Annotated in this window: 17 protein-coding genes; 13 read left to right on the top strand and 4 right to left on the bottom strand. The window is 38.7% G+C overall.

Translation table 11 applies throughout. The annotated features are described in order from the left end of the window. The first annotated feature begins 6 nt into the window (after window positions 1-6). From ACRPLY_RS02685 to ACRPLY_RS02665, 5 genes are all read left to right on the top strand, one after another. Window positions 7-1,476, top strand: a complete 1,470-nt coding sequence (locus ACRPLY_RS02685) for a nicotinate phosphoribosyltransferase (RefSeq protein ID WP_028413473.1) — start codon at window positions 7-9, stop codon at window positions 1,474-1,476. A gap of 15 nt (window positions 1,477-1,491) precedes the next feature. Further along, window positions 1,492-2,172, top strand: coding sequence for a nicotinate (nicotinamide) nucleotide adenylyltransferase (gene nadD / locus ACRPLY_RS02680; protein WP_049164380.1), 681 nt, complete (start codon window positions 1,492-1,494; stop codon window positions 2,170-2,172). A 34-nt stretch (window positions 2,173-2,206) separates the two neighbouring features. Beyond that, window positions 2,207-3,028 carry an ammonia-dependent NAD(+) synthetase gene (gene nadE, locus ACRPLY_RS02675; RefSeq protein ID WP_033578887.1) on the top strand — a complete coding sequence of 274 codons (822 nt, stop codon included), beginning with the start codon at window positions 2,207-2,209 and terminating at the stop codon, window positions 3,026-3,028. A gap of 179 nt (window positions 3,029-3,207) precedes the next feature. Beyond that, window positions 3,208-3,645 carry a S1 domain-containing RNA-binding protein gene (locus ACRPLY_RS02670; RefSeq protein ID WP_013056909.1) on the top strand — a complete coding sequence of 146 codons (438 nt, stop codon included), beginning with the start codon at window positions 3,208-3,210 and terminating at the stop codon, window positions 3,643-3,645. 740 nt (window positions 3,646-4,385) lie between these two features. Further along, window positions 4,386-6,797 (top strand): S8 family serine peptidase, encoded by a 2,412-nt coding sequence (locus ACRPLY_RS02665; protein WP_432231529.1) that lies wholly within the window; start codon window positions 4,386-4,388, stop codon window positions 6,795-6,797. A gap of 37 nt (window positions 6,798-6,834) precedes the next feature. On the opposite strand, the gene ACRPLY_RS02660 is transcribed toward ACRPLY_RS02665, so the two are convergent. Further along, window positions 6,835-7,611, bottom strand: coding sequence for a 3-hydroxybutyrate dehydrogenase (locus tag ACRPLY_RS02660; RefSeq protein WP_432231528.1), 777 nt, complete (start codon window positions 7,609-7,611; stop codon window positions 6,835-6,837). An 83-nt stretch (window positions 7,612-7,694) separates the two neighbouring features. After that, window positions 7,695-7,976, bottom strand: coding sequence for an acylphosphatase (locus tag ACRPLY_RS02655; protein WP_013083031.1), 282 nt, complete (start codon window positions 7,974-7,976; stop codon window positions 7,695-7,697). 140 nt (window positions 7,977-8,116) lie between these two features. Between ACRPLY_RS02655 and ACRPLY_RS02650 the strand changes: the two genes are divergently transcribed. From ACRPLY_RS02650 to ACRPLY_RS02630, 5 genes are all read left to right on the top strand, one after another. Next, window positions 8,117-9,334 carry an MFS transporter gene (locus ACRPLY_RS02650; protein WP_432231527.1) on the top strand — a complete coding sequence of 406 codons (1,218 nt, stop codon included), beginning with the start codon at window positions 8,117-8,119 and terminating at the stop codon, window positions 9,332-9,334. A gap of 130 nt (window positions 9,335-9,464) precedes the next feature. After that, window positions 9,465-10,475: an LLM class flavin-dependent oxidoreductase gene (locus tag ACRPLY_RS02645; RefSeq protein ID WP_432231526.1), complete on the top strand. Its 1,011-nt coding sequence runs from the start codon at window positions 9,465-9,467 to the stop codon at window positions 10,473-10,475. Between the two features lie 59 nt (window positions 10,476-10,534). Further along, entirely contained in the window at window positions 10,535-11,164 is a 630-nt protein-coding gene (locus tag ACRPLY_RS02640; protein ID WP_432231525.1) for an alpha/beta hydrolase, read from the top strand. Between the two features lie 27 nt (window positions 11,165-11,191). Then, entirely contained in the window at window positions 11,192-11,908 is a 717-nt protein-coding gene (locus tag ACRPLY_RS02635) for an AraC family transcriptional regulator (RefSeq protein ID WP_432231524.1), read from the top strand. Between the two features lie 64 nt (window positions 11,909-11,972). Continuing rightward, window positions 11,973-12,857, top strand: coding sequence for a DMT family transporter (locus ACRPLY_RS02630; RefSeq protein WP_421545447.1), 885 nt, complete (start codon window positions 11,973-11,975; stop codon window positions 12,855-12,857). 39 nt (window positions 12,858-12,896) lie between these two features. On the opposite strand, the gene ACRPLY_RS02625 is transcribed toward ACRPLY_RS02630, so the two are convergent. Continuing rightward, entirely contained in the window at window positions 12,897-14,516 is a 1,620-nt protein-coding gene (locus tag ACRPLY_RS02625) for an ABC-F family ATP-binding cassette domain-containing protein (protein ID WP_013083037.1), read from the bottom strand. 505 nt (window positions 14,517-15,021) lie between these two features. Here ACRPLY_RS02625 and ACRPLY_RS02620 point away from each other — a divergent pair. Genes ACRPLY_RS02620 through ACRPLY_RS02610 form a run of 3 tightly spaced genes read left to right on the top strand, consistent with a single transcriptional unit; the run spans window position 15,022 to window position 18,928 of the window. Continuing rightward, entirely contained in the window at window positions 15,022-16,599 is a 1,578-nt protein-coding gene (locus tag ACRPLY_RS02620; RefSeq protein ID WP_432231523.1) for a spore germination protein, read from the top strand. Window positions 16,600-16,605: 6 nt separating this feature from the next. Next, window positions 16,606-17,733, top strand: a complete 1,128-nt coding sequence (locus ACRPLY_RS02615; protein WP_034265845.1) for a spore germination protein — start codon at window positions 16,606-16,608, stop codon at window positions 17,731-17,733. Further along, window positions 17,717-18,928: a Ger(x)C family spore germination protein gene (locus ACRPLY_RS02610; RefSeq protein ID WP_028413460.1), complete on the top strand. Its 1,212-nt coding sequence runs from the start codon at window positions 17,717-17,719 to the stop codon at window positions 18,926-18,928. The genes ACRPLY_RS02615 and ACRPLY_RS02610 overlap by 17 nt, the downstream gene beginning before the upstream one ends. Window positions 18,929-19,090: 162 nt before the next feature. Here the strand turns inward: ACRPLY_RS02610 and ACRPLY_RS02605 are convergent, their stop codons facing one another. Beyond that, a complete protein-coding gene (locus ACRPLY_RS02605; protein WP_025752263.1) occupies window positions 19,091-19,531 on the bottom strand; it encodes a YtoQ family protein in 441 nt (146 codons plus the stop codon). Window positions 19,532-19,689: the final 158 nt, after the last annotated feature.

The raw sequence follows: 19,689 nt of genomic DNA, 5'->3' as shown, positions 1-19,689 counted from the left end.
AAATCAATGAATATGTTTACAGATGACAGCGTAATGCTACACACCGATTTATATCAAATTAATATGGGAGAAACGTATTGGGAAGATAACATTCATCAAAAGAAGGCTGTTTTTGAAGTTTTTTTCCGCAAACTTCCTTTTGGGAATGGGTATGCTGTTTTTGCTGGATTAGAAAGAATTATTGAATATATTAAAGCATTTAAATTTAGCGAATCTGATTTAACGTACTTGCACGAAGAATTAGGTTTTAAAGAAGATTATTTAGCTTACTTAAAAGACCTTACATTTACTGGGACAATTCGATGTATGCGTGAAGGTGAGCTTGTGTTTCATAATGAACCAATTTTACGTGTAGAAGCACCATTAATTGAAGCTCAGCTTGTAGAAACAGCGATTTTAAATATTGTGAATTACCAAACGCTGATTGCAACAAAAGCAGCCCGAATCAAACATGTAGTAGGAGATCAAGTGGCAATGGAGTTTGGAACGCGACGCGCTCAAGAAATGGATGCTGCTATTTGGGGAACAAGAGCAGCCTATATTGGCGGATTTGGTGCTACTTCTAACGTGCGTGCAGGAAAGAAATTTGGAATTCCAGTTGCAGGAACGCATGCCCATGCAATGGTGCAAGCTTATAAAGATGAATATATTGCATTTCATAAATACGCTCGTCGCCATAAAAACTGTGTGTTTCTAGTTGATACGTACGACACCTTAAAATCAGGAGTTCCCAATGCGATTAAAGTAGCAAAAGAATTAGGAGACAAAATTAATTTTACGGCAATTCGTTTAGACAGCGGCGATTTAACTTATTTGTCTAAAAAAGCTCGTCAAATGTTGGATGAAGCAGGGTTTACAGAGACAAAAATTGTTGCTTCCAACGATTTAGATGAAGATACGATTATGCATTTAAAGTCGCAAGGTGCACAGATAGACATGTGGGGAATTGGTACGAAGCTCATTACTGCATATGATCAGCCGGCGCTTGGAGCAGTGTATAAACTCGTCTCTATTGAAGGAGAAAATGGCGAGATGATGGATACGATTAAAATTAGTGCGAATCCTGAAAAAGTCAGTACACCAGGGTTAAAGCGCGTATATCGTATTATTAATAATTTGAATGGGAAATCTGAAGGGGATTATATTACGATGGAAGACGAAGACCCTCAAAGCGAAGAGCGTTTAAAAATGTTCCACCCTGTTCATACGTTTATCAGTAAATTCGTCACAAATTTTGAGGCAAAAGAACTTCATCATGATATCTTTGTAAACGGAAAGCTTGTGTATGAAACAGAAGAACTTCAAGAAATTCAGCAGTACGTAAAAGATAATTTAGAGCTGCTTTGGGATGAATATAAGCGCACGCGCAATCCAGAAGAATATCCAGTAGATTTAAGCGAAAAGTGTTGGGAAAATAAAACGCGTCAAATTGCGTACGTAAAACAAAAAGTAGCGGAAGCCCTAAATAAAAAATAGTAGGGAGCTGGAGACATGTCAGATACGCTTGCTTATTTTCAACAGCTAAACCCTGATAAGAAAATAGATACGCTTTTAGAAAAAGGAGCGAAAATTGGGATTTATGGTTCATCTTTTGATCCGGTTACCAACGTTCATCTTTGGACGGCATCAACGGTTGCGCATCGAAAGAAGTTAGATGCTATTATCTTCTTGCCTTCATCGCACAAACGGACAGACAAAAAGCTCCAAACGTCCGATGAACACCGTGTAAATATGGTTAGCTTAGCGATTAAAGACAACCCGAAATTTTTGCTCGATACGTATGAGCTAGACGTATTGCCCGGCTATCATTACACATACTACACTATGGAGCACTTTAAAAAATTGCTCCCACACGCTGACTTATTTTTTATTATGGGAGCCGACTTACTGCAAGATATTGGTGAGGGCAAGTGGAAGAAAGCAGATGAACTTATTAGTCAAAACCAGTTTATCATCATGGCAAGAGAGGGAATAGACATGTTGAAAGCTATTAGTCATTCTCCTTTGCTTCGAAATTATGACGACGGCCGGTTTCAGCTTCTTGATAAGGGGCTAGCAATGGAAATCAGCTCTACTTATATTCGTCAAGAATTTGCCAGGGGCGGAGAACCACGATATTTAATGCCTGATCTCTGTTATTTTTATAGTAAAAAACATGGATTGTATCAGTAAGAAATCTACATATAATGGAAGGAGAGCATGTATCATGTCAGACATGCAAGAAAAAATAAGAAAAGAGCTACATGTGAAATCTGAAATTGATCCAGCACAAGAAATTCGTGCCCGTGTTGATTTTTTGAAAAACTACCTAAAGTCAGCAAATGCAAAAGGCTTTGTATTAGGTATAAGCGGAGGGCAGGACTCTAGTTTAGCTGGACGATTAGCGCAGATTGCTGTAGACGAATTGCGAAAAGAAGAATATGAAGCAAAATTTGTAGCCGTTCGCTTGCCTCATGGCACGCAGCATGATGAAGCGGATGCGAAGGCGTCACTAGAATTTATTAAACCTAATGAAACATATACATTTAATATTAAAAACACGGTGGAAGCATTTGAAAGTTCGTTTACAGGTTCTACAGATATAGCGCTGTCTGATTTTCATAAAGGAAATGTCAAAGCACGTACGCGTATGATTGTACAGTATGCAATCGGAGGAGAAAACGGCCTTTTAGTTATCGGAACCGATCATGCAGCAGAAGCAGTAACAGGCTTTTTTACAAAATACGGAGATGGCGGAGCAGACGTGCTGCCTCTAACGGGATTAACAAAACGTCAAGGAAAAGCATTGCTAAAAGAATTAGGTGCAGATAAACGATTGTACGAAAAAGTACCAACAGCTGACTTATTAGATAATAGTCCTGGTCAATCTGATGAAACGGAACTAGGAATTTCTTATGATGAACTAGACGATTATTTGGAAGGAAAAGAAGTATCACAAGAAGCCGCTGAAAAAATTGAACAGCGCTATCGTATTACTGAACATAAGCGTCAGTTACCGGCTAGCATGTTTGATGAATGGTGGAAATGAGAGAAATGCCCATATTAGAGATCTAATATGGGCATTATTTTGACTGATTTCTTTCATAAAACAAAAAAGTGGCGGAAAAAGTGTAATTTAACAAATTGTTTTCTCATACACACTTTGTTATTCTTACGCACTTTGGTATAATGAAGTGCTTTTAATATTATTGAGGAGGAACATTTTTTATGGCAGTTGAAGTAGGTAGCAAGGTACAAGGGAAAGTAACAGGTATTACTAATTTTGGAGCATTTGTAGAATTACCTGGAGGTCAAACTGGGCTTGTACATATTAGTGAGGTAGCTGACAGCTATGTAAAAGACATTAATGACCATCTTAAAGTTGGTCAAGAAATTGAAGTGAAAGTCGTTAATGAGAAAGACGGAAAAATTGGATTATCGATTAAAAAAGCGATAGATAAACCGGAAAGACCCTCATCTTCTTATTCACAACGCCCGCCACGTCAGGCAAGAAATAATGATAATCGTTCTAAAAGCAACTTCCAACCAAAGGAAAACTTCGAACAAAAAATGGCGCGTTTCTTAAAAGATAGTGAAGATAATTTATCTACACTAAAACGCAGCACTGAATCAAAACGAGGTGGCAGAGGCGGAAGACGCGGATAAATCCCTTTCACTCTAACTACTTTATTATATAGTCGAAGCAAGCCAGTAAAAATTGGCTTGCTTCTTTTTTGTGATAGCTTAAGTACATACGCTAGAAGAGTAAAGAGAAGGTGAAGCACTTACTTAGTTGTAAAGTAGATGCCAATCGTGACAAGCGATGAAAGAAGATCAAGGATGAGTAGGATGAAATTTAAATCTATCATAATCATACCTCCCTTTTTGCGAGCGTTGACGTTAGTATCTGCACGAACTACTTTTATTATTCGTAATTTTTAAAAATTTCATTTAATTAAATGCGATATTTTACATTAAATTAAACTATGTTCTAAATAATAAATTATAAAATAAAAAACGCTTATAAGAACAATTTTCTTAAAATAATAAAAAAACCTTATAAGTAAACGAAGAGAAAGTAGGAATGAGTCCCTCATCGAAATAGCTAAATTAACAGAAAATCGTCAGCATTCTTGTATATTCATCTAATTCCTTCATAATTTTAGGAATAAAAAAGTGCTGAAAAAGCAAAGAACAGACAAAATTCTTCCTTTTTTGAGCAGTAGTGCTCAGTTTGGAGAAATATATAAAATGATTCCATAGACTCAAGGATTTTATAGTAATATATAGAACTTCCATACTATTCTAGTTTTTAGCTCATTAGCTAAGTAAAAGATGCGTATGTTTTGGGGATGAAGACATACATAGTCGTACGAATTATAGAGAGAAATGGAGAGGGAAAAACGATGAAAAAAGTATCAATTCGGGCTGTATTGAGTACAGTAGCATTTTCGGTTGCTTTATCTTCTTTTGCAATGGGAGCATCGGCTAAGGGGAATTCAAAGCCGGCGCTGGAACCGTCACTAGTTAAAATTCAAGGAGACTATAACTTAAAATCGGCTAAAAAAGTAAAAGTTATTGTGGAGTTAAATGAAGAGTCTGTAGCGGAAGCCAAGAAAAAAGGAGTAGCGCAAAGTAAAGGAAAGATTAAAAAAGCGCGTGACGAAGTGAAAAAAGAACTTTCAAAAGCTTCTAAAACTTCAAAAGTAAAGCGAGAATACGACCAAGTGTTTTCCGGGTTTTCAGCGGAACTTCCGGCTAATGACCTTGAAAAAGTAGCAAGTTTACCCGGAGTAAAAGCTATTTATCCAAGCGTTGAATATCATACAACAGAAGTAAAATCGAAAGAAGTGAGCGCCGAAGAATACGGTTCTGAAATGGATAAAAGCATTTACTACGTGGGAGCAGATCAAGCGTGGAAATCAGGATATACAGGTAAAAATATGACCGTAGCCGTTATCGATACAGGCGTTGATTACGACCACCCGGATTTAAAGTCCGCGTTTGAGAAATATAAAGGATGGGATTTTGTTGATGATGACAAAGACCCTCAAGAAACGCCGGCTGGAGATCCAAAAGGCGAAGCCACAACGCACGGTACGCACGTAGCGGGAACAATTGCAGCGGACGGAAAAATTAAAGGGATAGCTCCTGATGCTCATTTACTTGCGTATCGTGTATTAGGTCCAGGAGGAACGGGTTCAACCGAAGACGTGATTGCCGGTATTGAACGTGCGGTAGAAGACGGGGCGGATGTAATGAACCTGTCGCTTGGAGATACGATTAATAATCCGGACTTGGCAACGAGTATTGCATTAGATTGGGCAATGGAAGAAGGAGTAGTAGCCGTTACATCAAATGGAAACAGTGGACCAGCTAACTGGACAGTAGGCTCTCCGGGAACGTCTCGTGAAGCTATTTCAGTTGGTGCGACTCAGCTTCCTTACAATTTGTATAAAACGACATTAACCGTAGATAACGCAAGCTATGCTTCAGCTGAAGTAATGGGCTTTCCAAACGACAAGGCGTTACTGGATGCAAGCGGTAAAAATTATGAATTTGTACCTGTCGGACTTGGAAAACCAGAAGATTTTGAAGGAAAGGATGTAAAAGGAAAAGTAGCGGTTATTTCCCGCGGTGACATTGCGTTTGTAGATAAAGTTGACAATGCGAAAAAAGCTGGCGCTGTTGCAACAGTCATTTACAATAACGTAGAAGGAACAATTCCTGATATTCCAGGTACATCTCTGCCGAGTATTCGCCTATCGAAAGCCGATGGACAAGCTTTGATAGCTTCTTTAGCAAAAGGATCCGTCACGGGCTCTTTTAACGCAACATTTGATCAGACAGTCGATGAAACAATGGCTGACTTTTCATCTCGCGGACCGGTTGTGGATACGTGGATGATTAAGCCGGACATTTCGGCACCGGGAGTCGATATTATCAGTACAGTGCCAACCAATGATCCAAGCAATCCTCATGGATATGGATCAAAACAAGGCACAAGCATGGCCGCACCGCACGTAGCAGGAGCAGCAGCGTTAATTTTACAGGCGCATCCCAATTATAAAGTAGAAGACGTAAAAGCATCTTTAATGAACACAACGGAACTGCTTCGTGACCGCAACGGGCTCATTTACCCTCATAATACGCAGGGTGCAGGAAGCATGCGCGTAGTAGATGCAATTAAAGCAAAAACGCTTATTACCCCAGGAAGTCACTCGTACGGCGTCTTTTATAAAGATAAAGGGAAACAAGTAGAAAAACAAAGCTTTAAGATTAAAAATCTATCAAATCACAGTCAAAAATACTCGGTCAAAGTGAAATTTAAGAAAAGCCATCAAGCAATTGACGTTAAATCAACAAACGATTTAGTTGTTAATGCAGGAAAAACGCAAAAAGTAAATCTCAATGTAAAAGTAGATGCGGGGAAATTATCTCCTGGCTATTACGAAGGGACCATTACGGTAAGTAACAATAAAGAAACGTACGATGTTCCAACGATCTTATTTGTAAAAGAGCCGGATTATCCTCGCGTTACTTCTGCGTATGTAGATGTACTAGGAAATGGCTCGTTTGAATACGGCAGTTATTTACCAGGAGGAGCAGAGAAGCTTAGCTATTACATTTACGATGCAACGCTAGAAAAAGGGGAATTGTTAAGTTCGTATACGAATGTAGGAAAAGGATTCTCTAGCGCAACGTGGGACGGAAAAATTAATGGTGAAGCTCTTCCAGCGGGAACGTATTATTTATACGCAGAAGCAGTAAAAGCAGGTCAGACGACCGGTTCTTTAGGAGAATTTGAAATTCAATAAATAAAAAAAGAGTGCCAGTCTAACTGACACTCTTTTTTTATTGAGCCGTATATCCTCCATCGATCACAGCAGCTTGGCCGGTGACGCCTTTTGCTAAATCACTTGCTAAAAACATTGCGTAGTCTGCAATTTCATCAACTGCCAGCAAGCGTTTTTGAGGAACAAGAGGATAAATAACTTCTTCTAGCACTTTTTCAAGCGCTACATTTCGCGTACGTGCTAAATCTTTTAATTGATTTTGAACAAGCGGTGTATCAACATAACCAGGGCAAATCGCATTTACCGTAATGCCGTGCTCCGCACCTTCAAGAGCAGCCACTTTCGTTAAGCCAATCACGCCGTGCTTAGCACTGTTGTATGCCGCTTTTCCTGAGAAACCAATCAATCCGTTAATGGAAGACATGTTCAAAATGCGGCCGAATTTTTGCTTTTTCATAATAGGAAACGCATGCTTAGTCGCAACAAAAGGTGCAACAAGCATAATTTTCGTTAAAAGTTCAAATTTTTCAGTAGGAAATTCTTCGAGCGGGGAAACAAATTGCATGCCAGCATTGTTAATTAATACATCAAGGCGGCCATATGTTTCAACCGTTTGAGCAATCATTTGTTCAATGTCACTTTCATTTGTCACATCTGCTTTAATGCCTAATGCTCCGTAGCCTTTTGTCTTCAATTTGTCTGCTGCTTTCTTAACTCCGTCTTCATTCAAGTCAGTTAAGACAACAGTCGCTCCGTCTTCAGCAAAGCGCTCACCAATTTGATAACCAATACCTTGAGCTGCACCTGTAATTAACACAATTTTGTTTTCAACCATCGTTTTTTCCCCCTTATATGTAGATGATATAAAATCGCTTACTTTTCCATTTTATCAAAAATTATCTTAATTTAGCGAGTATTTTAACTGTACTTTACGCGAAAAGAATGGGTGTGGGAAGGGGTGTTTACTACCTTTACTTCCACATTGCTGACAGAAGCGAACGGCGAGGGACCTTTTTTAATTTCTTCAATAAATTTTTGGATATTACTTTCTTCACCTTCAGCATCAATTTCTACTTTTTGATCGTCTCGATTTCGTACCCATCCGTTAATGGAGCATTCCATTGCTTTTAGCTGCGTGTAGTGACGGAACCCAACCCCTTGAACGCGTCCGTCTACAATCATATGCACATGTTTTTTCACTGTTCTCACCTCACAGGCAATTTTCCCTTTTTTATAAAAAAGAAAACAACTATAATCTTACTTTTCACTGTATAATAGAAAAAGACATTGTAAGACTTTAACAGTTTTAATGTAGATTAAATAAGAAAGAAGGGTTATGAATGCAAGCAGCAGCACGAACGCAGCAAGCGCAGCCGGCGACAATTTACCGTATTTTATTTGCTATTAGTTTAGGACATTTCCTAAATGATTGTATGCAGTCCGTTATACCGGCACTTTTTCCAGTCCTTGAAAAATCGATGAATTTAAACTACACGCAAATCGGCTGGATTGCCTTTGCTTTAAACATGACGTCATCGATTATGCAGCCGGTATTCGGCGTATTTGCCGATAAGCGTCCCTCGCCGTTTTTATTGCCAATTGCAATGTGTTTAAGCATGATTGGTATGGTTGGACTCGCTTTAGCGCCAAATTTTTATTTTGTGATTATATCTGTTTTATTTGTAGGATTCGGATCCGCTATTTTTCACCCGGAAGGTTCTCGCGTAGCGTATATGGCAGCAGGAGGAAAGCGGGGGCTGGCACAGTCTATTTATCAAGTTGGCGGGAATACTGGACAGTCGATGGCTCCGCTGTTTACGGCATTTATCTTTATCGGACTTGGTCAGTTTGGAACAATTTGGTTTACGTTAATTGCAGGTATCGGCGTAGTGGTTCTATACAGCGTCTCTAAATGGTATAAATCAGAGTTAGCTACTCGTCAACGCTTGAATAAAAAGCAGTCAGATGCTTCATTTACGATGAACAAGCAAATTATTTTTGCGATTGGACTTTTAATTTTTCTTGTTTTTGCACGTTCATGGTACGGAGCCGGCATCCTTAATTTCTTTCAGTTTTATATTATTGAAAAATTTAATTTGCCTATCAAAAGCGCTCAGCTTTACGTTTTTTTATTTATGATTGCAGGGGTGTTTGGAACATTCTTTGGAGGTCCGCTTGCCGATCGTTTCGGAAAACGAAATATTTTATTGTTTTCTATGTTAGGGTCAGTACCGTTTACTTTATTACTGCCTCACGTTTCTCTTGGAGTTGCGGCACCTCTTCTAGTGTTAATCGGCTTTATTCTCCAGTCAAGTTTCAGCGTCACGGTCGTCTATGCTCAAGAGCTGATGCCGGGAAAAATTGGCTTGGTTTCCGGCTTAATTGTAGGTCTTGCTTTTGGGATGGGAGCTTTAGGAGCTGTTGTATTCGGTAAATTAGCCGATGTCTTCAGCCTTCAGTTTATTATGCTGTTTTGCAGCTATTTACCAATCCTAGGGCTGTTAACATGGCTGTTGCCGAGCGATAAGCGTGTGAAAGAAATACACGAAGCAAAATAAGAAAAAGAAAAAGCAAACGCGCCTTAGCGTTTGCTTTTTTTATGAGCGTGAAGCAAATTTCAAGACGAATTCATATTTTTCTCCTACAATAGATACAATAGAAATTGAAAATCGAAAGGAAGAATCAGCTATGATTAAGCTAAGCGTATTGGATCAGTCTCCAGTTTCAAGCGGATCAACACCAAAAGAAGCGTTAAAACGTACGGTGGAACTGGCAAAATTAACGGAAAAGTTGGGCTACCACCGCTTTTGGGTAGCGGAACATCATAATACGAACGGTCTTGCAGGCTCATCTCCAACTCTTTTAATGACGCACTTAGCTTCTCAAACGAGCCGAATCCGAATTGGATCTGGAGGAGTCCTTCTTCCTCAATACAGTCCGTATAAAGTAGCAGAAGATGCTCAGCTGCTTGAAAATCTGTTTCCGAATCGAATTGATTTAGGTCTTGGACGCTCACCGGGAGGAGATGCGCTGACGCGGCTAGCGCTTACAGATGGAGTACGTAAAAGCCTCAATGAATTTCCGCGGCAAATTCAAGCGTTAAAAGGGCATCTTGAGCATAATTTGCCGTCTGACCATCCGTATTACGGGGTGACAGCTTATCCGTTAAGTGAAACAAAACCGGAACTGTGGCATCTTGGTATCAATAAAAGAGGAGCAAGATCAGCTGCTGAGCTGGGCATCTCTTTTACATTTGGACACTTTATTTATTCAGTTGGTGGACAAGAAGCCATTCGTCATTATAAACAAGAATTTATCCCTTCTTCGTATCAGTCAAAGCCTAACACCAATGTATGCGTATTTGTTGTATGTGCAGAAACAACAGAAGAAGCGGAGGAGCACGCCAAAACGCTGGATGATTGGCTGTTGAAAGTAGCAAAAGGTGGCGATACAACAATTTCATCGATAAAAGAAGTACACAATCGTTCTTATTCAGAAGAAGAGCTCAAAAAAATAAGCACCAATCGTCCTCGTATGATTGTAGGAAACCCTGCTGAAGTAAAAAAAGGACTAACTCAGCTGCAGCAAAAATACGATAACGACGAATTTTTAATTATTACAAATATCCACGATTATGAAGCGAAAAAGAAATCTTACGAACTGCTTGCAGAGCTATTTCCTCAACCCTCATTTTTTTAAGAAAAGATGGGGTTTTTTTACGGGATTAAATGTTAGAATATTTAAAAAGGAGGAGTGACATGCAAGTAGAGCAAAAAAGTGTAAGCAGCCAAACTCATAGGATTCCCTATACACATATTAAAACAGGAGGGCCTCGCATTTGCTTTATGTTTTCAGGGCTAGGCTATATGTACGAAAAGCCCCTGTTGTATTATGTAACGATGCTGATGATAAAACACGGAATTGACGTGGTTCAGATTCACTATACATATTCCAAAGAGCTGATGACAAAGTCTACAGATGAGATTGCAGACGTTATGATGAAAGACATTGGTTTAGTGCTGCAAGACGTTTTGCCTCAAAATAGCTATAAAGATATCATATTTGCAGGGAAATCGCTTGGGACCATTCCTCTAATTCAGCGAGTTATGAAAGATGAAGTTTACAAAGACGCAGTGATGCTTTTACTGACGCCGCTTTTAACAAGAACAGAACTGTTTGAAAGTTTACTAAAAAGCTCTCACAAAGGTCTTCTTGTAATAGGAAGTGGTGATCACTATTATACTGAAGAAGTTTATCGATTAAAAACAAATCCAATGAATATTGCGGTCATCGAAAATGCCGATCATTCATTGGATGTTTTATATGCTCCAGCAGAATCGTTAAGGGTGCTGGGAACCGTTTTGGACGGCATAGAACAGCTTCTTTGAGACAGGAAATAAGGAAAGGAGAACAAAATGGATACGCTACGTGAAATTATTTGCGAAAAAAGAGCCTACAGCTATTCACCTCATACTCATGATCATAACTACAGTCAGCTTTTGTTTCCGCTAGCAGGCGCTCTTGATATTCAAGCAAGCGAGCAGCACTTAACGCTGCAAGAAGGATGCTTTTACATTCCGCCTCGTCAACTGCATACGTATCAAGCTAAAAATACAAATGAATGTTTGGTTGTTGATATTCCTTTGAAATTTACAGAAAGTGCGCATCTTTCTCAAGAAGCAGCTTTTATTCAATGGGATTCAACGTGGAAAGCACTTCGCTACCTGTTACTTGATGGGCTTCAAAAAAGCACTGACAGGGGGGCGCTTGAAGATTTAGTCCGTTACGTTCAGCATTATTTGCCAAAGAAACAAACGTTTAAATCCATTGATTACCTTCATGCTAACTTCAATCAAGAGTTAAATATAGAAAGTCTTGCTAAGCTGGAAAATTATCATCCTGCCTATTTTTCCACTTGGTTTAAACAAAAAACGGGTTATTCGCCTCAAAGCTATGTAGCGCATATACGTTTAAATAAAGCAAAAGAACTGCTAAAAGAGAGCAGCTACTCGGTAACGTATATTGCACATGAAGTCGGCTATCACAGCTTGTCTTCGTTCACGAAATGGTTTGCAAAACAAGAAGGAGTCTCACCTACTCACTATCGAAGTATCTTAAAAACAGACAAATAAGATCATAAAAGCGGAAAAACTTTTTTCTTTCTTTTAGCTATGATAAAAGAAAGGAGATGAAACGATGAATACTTCATTATCAAAAATACTTATTTTATGTGCCGCAGTTTTGTGGGGAACAACAGGAACCGCCCAAGCTTTAGCATCTGCTGAAGCGCATTCCGTGGCTATTGGAGCCGTACGTTTAGCGGTAGGGGGACTATCGCTTCTTACAGCTTGTCTTATACAAAGAAAGAATGTGGACGTAAGACGTCTTCCTATTTTGCCTCTTGCGGTTGCTGCAGCAAGTATGGCCGCTTATCAGCCGTTATTTTTTTCCGCTGTCATTAAAACGGGTGTTGCAGTAGGCACAATGGTGGCAATTGGCAGTGCGCCTGTTTTATCAGGAGTATTAGATTACATAGTGTACCGCAAGAAACCTACAAAAAAATGGTTGCTTGCTACGGTCACTGGTATTATAGGGTGCAGCTGCTTGTTGTTAAAAAAAGATACTCAAATCGACGTGATAGGTTTGGGTATGGCGATAGGAGCAGGGGCGTCTTTTGCTTGCTATACGACTGTCAATAAAAAAATTGTTCAGCATGTTGATCCGCAAGTAGGAGCTTCGCTTGTGTTCACAGCCGCCGCCGTTTTACTGATACCATGCTGGTTTATGTACGATATGAGATGGCTAGTCTCTTTAAATGGAATGGGGATTGCTCTTCATTTAGGAATACTTACGACGGCGATTGCTTATGTATTATTTTCTACAGCGCTTAAGTCAGTGCAAGCGTCTACCGCCGTAACGTTATCGTTAGCAGAGCCCGTTACCGCTTTTTTACTTGGCGTCTTTTTCTTAGGAGAATCTCTAACTTTGGTAAACATATGCGGAGCAGCACTAGTATTTGCTAGCTTAGCGTTTTTAACGTATTCTCCGAAGTCATCGCTAAATCAAGAGGTGCATATATAAAAAATCCCCCCGTTCTTTAAAGAACGGGGGGATTTTTTATTAAGCGTACATGCTAGCTACTTGTTTTTGCAGGTTGCTGTCTTCTAAATACTCATCGTACGTCATTTGCTTGTCAATTACTCCGTTTGGCGTAATTTCAATCACACGATTCGCAATCGTTTCAACGAACTGATGGTCATGAGATGTGAAAATCATTGAACCTTTGTAGCTGATAAGTCCGTTGTTTAGTGCTGTGATTGATTCTAAGTCAAGGTGATTCGTAGGATCGTCTAGTAAAAGAACGTTCGAACCGCTTAACATCATTTTAGAAAGCATACAGCGAACTTTTTCTCCTCCGGAAAGAACGTTGGCTTTTTTCAACACTTCTTCACCAGAGAATAGCATTCTGCCTAAGAAACCGCGTAAGAAGCTTTCGCTTTGATCATTAGGTGAATACTGACGCAGCCAGTCTACTAAGTTTAAATCTCCGTTTTCAAAGTACTCGGAGTTGTCTTTTGGGAAAAAGGCTTGAGACGTTGTGACACCCCATTTGTACGTACCGCTGTCTGCTTCCATTTCACCCATTAAAATCTTCATTAATGTTGAATTTGCAAGTTCGTTTCGGCCTACAAGAGCAATCTTGTCATCTTTATTCATAATAAAGCTTACGTTATCAAGTACTTTTACGCCGTCAATTGTTTTTGTTAAACCTTCAACGCGAAGTACGTCATTTCCAATCTCACGTTCCGGCGTGAAGTTCACGTATGGGTAACGACGAGAAGAAGGACGGATGTCATCTAATGAAATTTTATCAAGCAATTTTTTACGAGACGTTGCTTGTTTTGATTTCGATGCATTTGCGCTAAAGCGAGCGATAAAGGCTTGAAGCTCTTTAATTTTTTCTTCTTTTTTCTTGTTTGCATCTGACGCCATTTTTTGTGCTAATTGACTTGATTCATACCAGAAATCATAGTTACCAACGTAGACTTGGATTTTACTGAAGTCAAGGTCAGCAATGTGCGTACATACTTTGTTTAAGAAGTGACGGTCATGTGATACAACAATGACTGTGTTTTCAAAGTTAATTAAGAACTCTTCTAACCATTGAATTGCTTGGATATCCAAGTTATTCGTAGGCTCATCTAGAAGTAGTACATCAGGTTTTCCGAATAAAGCTTGTGCAAGAAGCACTTTTACTTTTTCACTACCCGTTAGTTCAGCCATTTTTTTGGCGTGAAGATCTTCAGAAATACCTAATCCTTTTAAAAGAATAGCCGCTTCTGATTCTGCTTCCCAACCGTTTAATTCAGCAAATTCACCTTCAAGCTCAGCTGCTTTCATTCCGTCTTCATCTGTGAAGTCTGCTTTCATATAAATAGCATCTTTTTCTTGCATTACTTCATAAAGGCGAGCGTGCCCCATAATAACGGTTTTCATAACTTCTTGATCTTCATATTCGAAGTGGTTCTGTTTTAAGACAGCAAGGCGTTCGCCAGGGCCCATATGTACATCACCAGTCTGAGATTCAATTTCACCAGATAAAATTTTTAAAAACGTTGATTTTCCAGCACCGTTTGCGCCGATTAATCCATAGCAGTTACCAGGCGTGAATTTAATATTCACATCTTCAAATAACTTTCGGTCGCCAAATCGTAAACTTACATTACTAACTGTAATCATGTATGAGCAGTCCTCCAAATTCAATATCTATAAAATTATACCATTCTTTTGAGATAAGAGCGATATGAATACAATATTTCAAACATAAAGTGTAACCGACACTTTAAGCACTCGTCAACCATTTAAGGGATTTTTTGAGCGGTAACGCTTGATTATTCTAGCATTCACCAAAACTTTGAGCAGCAAACTAGTATATCTAAGCCTTCAGTAAGCAGCTCTTTTTCATTTTTAAGATGGATGTTGTATTCCTTTGTATAAGAAACAAAAAGAAGAATAATACTACCTGGTAAATAAAAGAATTTCTATGAAGTAAACACTGATATTTTACGGATGCTTATTTCTAAAATTGCTTTGATATGGACATAAATAGGGTGATGATTATGTGGAAATTAGTTGTTTCCTATCTTCCAGAAGGGCCAGTTTTTATACAAGCAGTGCTGGTTTTTTTCATCCCGTATATAATCTACAAATTATTAAGCGGGATTCGTAATTCAGAGGAAGAGTGATGAAAGTGAAAAAATGGAGATCAACAATAAAAAAAATAGGAAACCATGCGAATGAAAAGGAAAACAAAAAGGAATTTACATCTCAAAATTCATCTAATCATGTTACGGATCATTTAGCTTTAACTCTAAAAGCAGTTAAAAATGAAATTGGTCATAACTCCGACGTTCATTTTCGGGAGTTTATTATAGGTCGTACAGGCATTCAGGCAGCTATTATTTTTGTAGAGGGGCTATCAGATAAAGATCTTATTGAAAAACATATTTTGTCATCATTGATGGCTGATTTTTCAAAAGAATACCAACAGGATCAGCTTTACGTAAAGGAAAGCCTTTCAAAACAGTTTATTAAAAGCCAAGTATTATCAATCAGTGATGTAGAAGAGGTTCATTTCATTAAAGAAGTAACATCAAAAGTCTTAACAGGATCTACGGCTCTTTTAATTGACGGAATATCACCTGCTTTAATTCTTGGTACAAGCAAAGTGAAAACAAGGACGATTGAAGAGCCCGTATCAGAAGCATTAGTGAGAGGGCCGAGAGTAGGCTTCACTGAATCTTTAAGTGATAATACTTCTTTATTAAGAGGAAGCGGAGACATTGAAAATTTGTCGCTGGTGAAATTTCAAGTAGGAAAGCGTTCCAAAAAAGACTTAGTTGTTGCTTACATAAAGGAAATTGTTGATCCAGAACTAATTGAAGAAGTAGAAAAACGAATTAAAAAAATTGATCTTGATAATGTACCGGAGTCAGGATATGTGGAACAACTCATTGAAGATAATTACCTTAGCCTATTTCCTCAGGTGCAGAATACGGAGCGTCCTGATCGTGTAATTGCTGCTTTGATGGAAGGGAGAGTAGCCATCTTATTAGACGGGACGCCTTTTGCTTTGATTGTCCCCGTTACGTTTAGCATGATGCTACAGTCGCCGGAAGATTATTATGAAAGGTGGATTCCCGGTACATTTATTCGTTTTCTTCGTTATATTGCAGTAGTTCTTTCCCTTTTTACACCGGCTTTGTATATTGCTTTTATTTCGTTCCACCCAGGGATGATTCCGACTAAATTGGCTATTTCCATTATAGGAACAAAGTCTGGAGTGCCGTTTCCAGCCCTTATAGAAGCCTTATTCATGGAAATAGCTATCGAAATCTTGAGAGAAGCTGGACTCAGGTTACCAAAACCAATTGGTCCAGCAATGGGAATTGTCGGTGGATTAATTATTGGAGAAGCTGCTGTGCAGGCAGGGATTGTTAGCCCTATTTTAGTGATTATTGTGGCGTTAACTGCCATTTCATCGTTTGCTATTCCGCAATATAGCGTCGGGATTTCATTGCGTATTCTTCGCTTCATAGCTATGCTATGCGCTGCCATACTTGGATTATACGGCGTCGTTTTATTTTTCCTTTTTATGACCAGTCATTTGGTGAAACTAAAAAGTTTTGGCGTATCTTACATGAGTCCAGCGGTACCCTATCGTTTAAGTGAATGGAAAGACTTGATGGTCCGTATGCCTCTTATGATGATGAAAAGACGTCCAAAGATGATGCACACCAAAGATTCTCTACGAAAAGGATAGCAGCTTATGATAAAAGGAAGTGAATCAGAGGTAATGATAAATTCAAAAGATCGTATTACGACGCCACAAACAGCTATTATTGTCATCAATTTTATACTTGGAACTGGTATTCTGACGTTGCCTCGAACAGCTGCGGAACAAGTGAAAACACCAGATGTGTGGTTAACTGTTATTCTAGGAGGAATAGTCACCATGATAGCAGCGATAATCATGGTGAAGTTAAGCCGGAAATTCCCTGGAAAGACGTTTTATCAATACAGTAAAGAAATTACAGGGAAATGGTTGAGTAAGTTAATTAGCTTACTTATGATAGGTTATTTTTTACTGCTTGGTGGTTTTCACGCTCGTTCATTGGCAGAAGTAACCGGATATCTCTTGCTGGAAGGAACGCCGACGTGGGCTATTATTATGCCATTCATGTGGATAAGCCTCTATTTAATTAGAGGGGGCATTAATCCGATCGCTCGACTGTTTGAAATTATATTCCCTATTACCGTTATTCTTTTTTTACTGGTAGCTTTTATGAGTATGAAAATATTTGAAATAGATAATCTGCGCCCCGTACTTGGATCAGGAGTTCTTCCTGTACTAAAAGGGGTAAAAACAACTGCTCTTGCATTCACCGGTCCTGAAATCATGTTAATCATTTTAGCTTTTATGAAAGAACCGCACAAAGCAGGAAAAGCTGTGCTAGTTGGAATTACTATTCCTATATTTATTTATGTGATTACTGTTGTAATGGTGATTGGAGCGTTATCGATTGATGGAGTAGTAATAAGAACATGGCCAACGCTTGATTTAATAAGGAGTTTTGAGCTGACAGGCTTGATTTTTGAACGATTTGATTCCTTGCTGCTAGTTGTATGGATCATGCAGATGTTTGCTTCTTTTACTATTAACCATTACGCCGCTTCATTAGGACTGTCTCAGCTTTTCCAAAAAAACATTCATCCATTTATGTATGGTTTGCTTCCGGTCATATATCTTATTTCCATGATTCCTAAAAATATTAATGATGTATTTAAATTGGGAGATATGATTGGCAATATCGCCTTAGTTTTATTTGGCTTTTTGCCGCTGCTGCTTCTCATTATTTCAAAAGTAAAGGGAGTAAAATATGAAACAAACCTTTAACCATTTCCAGTACCTATTGGTTTTGTTTTCTGTTTTTTTGCTCTTTCCTCTGGCAGGCTGCTGGAGCAGTCATGAAATTGAAGAGCAAAGTTTTGGAGTGGGTGTGGCCTATGATAAAGGTAAGGAGTCCATAGCTGAAAAAGAATTTGATGAACAAGGAGAAGGGTATACTAAAAAGAACCTGATTACGTCAACTTATCAACTTATCACTCCTCAAGTCGCAAGTTCAACCACTAAACAAGGAGGACCGCAGCAGAAATCTTACGTAAATATTTCGGAAACAGGAGATTCTCCTTTTCAAATGCTTCGTGAATTATCTTTAAGAAGTGACACTCCTTTAACTAGTCCTCATATGAAAGTAATGGTTATCAGTGAGGCCCTTGCACGAGCGTATAGTTTAGAGCAATTAGTGGACCAAACTCTTCGGGACAATGATTTTAGACCTAGTTGCCTTGTGTTTATTAGTAAAGGAAGAGCTAGCGACACGTTAGAATCAAAAACAGCAGGAGAGATCCCAGCTTTTCACCTGTATGGAATGATAGACAATACGTATCGAACAACGCGGGTTTTACCGCCCATGCCGCTTATTAAATTAGCAAGCAAGATTCAAACTGGATCTAGTTTTCTGTTGCAAAATGTATTATCAGCAAATGGAGAAATCAAATTTGCGGGTGCTGGTATAATTAAAGGGGAAACAAGCAAAATGATTGGTTTTTTGAATGAAGAAGAACTAGATGGTTTGGCTTGGATTACAGGGAAAGGGAAAGGCGGGCTAGTAAAAAGCTTTGATAAAAAGACCGGTCAGCTGATTGTATATGAAATAGAGTCTATGAAAAGTCACATTCAACCCCATGTTAAAGGAGATAATATCTCTTTTGATGTACACATTGAATCAGTGGGAAGGCTATCTGAAAGTTGGATGACCTCAGGGAGCTCTTTTAATAATCAATTTTTACAGAATGCGCAAAAGACTTCAGAAAAAAAAGTAAAGTACCTGGTAAGAAACGTACTAGAAAAAATGCAAACAAAATATAAAGTTGATGTTGCAGGTTTCGGAAATCAATTGAGAATTAAGCAGCCTAGAACATGGATGAGGGTCAAAGGAAATTGGGATCAAACATTTAGTGAAGTGCCAATTAACTATGATGTGAAGTTAACGATTAAAGATTATGGAGCATCCGGGTCAAAAAAGTAAGCACCCGACTGTAACTTTGCTTATCGTTATGTCAAAAATGAAAAAAACCTAAAAAAATAATAATCTCGGAACTTCCCACGAAATACTCATCGTATGCTTCGTACAGAGCCTTCAACAAACAACAAATAAGAGCTGCCGGTTTTCGACAGCTCTTATTTGTTGTTATTCAAAAATATAAGCTAGTGCTTGAAGAGCCTGTTCTGGCGTTTCGACTACAACTTGGGCTTTGTTTGACAGTTCTTTAAGCGGGTGGTGCAGTTTTTCAGGGCGAACCAAAATTAGCGGTTTATCTAATGCGATGGCTGTCGCCGCATCCATTGCGCTGTTCCACTGTTTGTATTTTTCACCAAATAAAGCAATGACCACATCAGATTTTTTAAGGAGCACCTGTGTGCGTAAATTATTAATTTGAGAAGCAGCTTCATCTTTTAAGACAGCATTAGGCTGTTTTCCTAAAATTTCTTCTCCAATGTTGTCGGAGCGGTCATGGTCTGTCATGGGACCGACAAAGGTAAGGGGAAGGTTTAATTGTTCTGCTTGGTTTTTAATTTCGTCTCGCCAGTTATCGTGAATTTGCCCGGCAAGGTATACGGTTAAGTTCATTATGTAGAAGTCCTCCTCTAACTAAGGTTTGTTTTATTTTATCAAATGTAAGCGGATAATACGAATGATTTGAATGGGCTACTTTTCCAAAAATAAGGTTATAGTAGACAAATAGTTAAAAAAGAGAAACAATAGAAGGCGTATTGCTAATTAAAGAA

This window comes from Priestia sp. TGN 0903, assembly GCF_050846855.1.
In the GTDB taxonomy this organism is placed as follows: Bacteria; Bacillota; Bacilli; order Bacillales; family Bacillaceae_H; genus Priestia; species Priestia zanthoxyli.
Note: the sequence above shows the minus strand (reverse complement) of the source record. Positions and strands in the feature narration are given on the sequence as shown.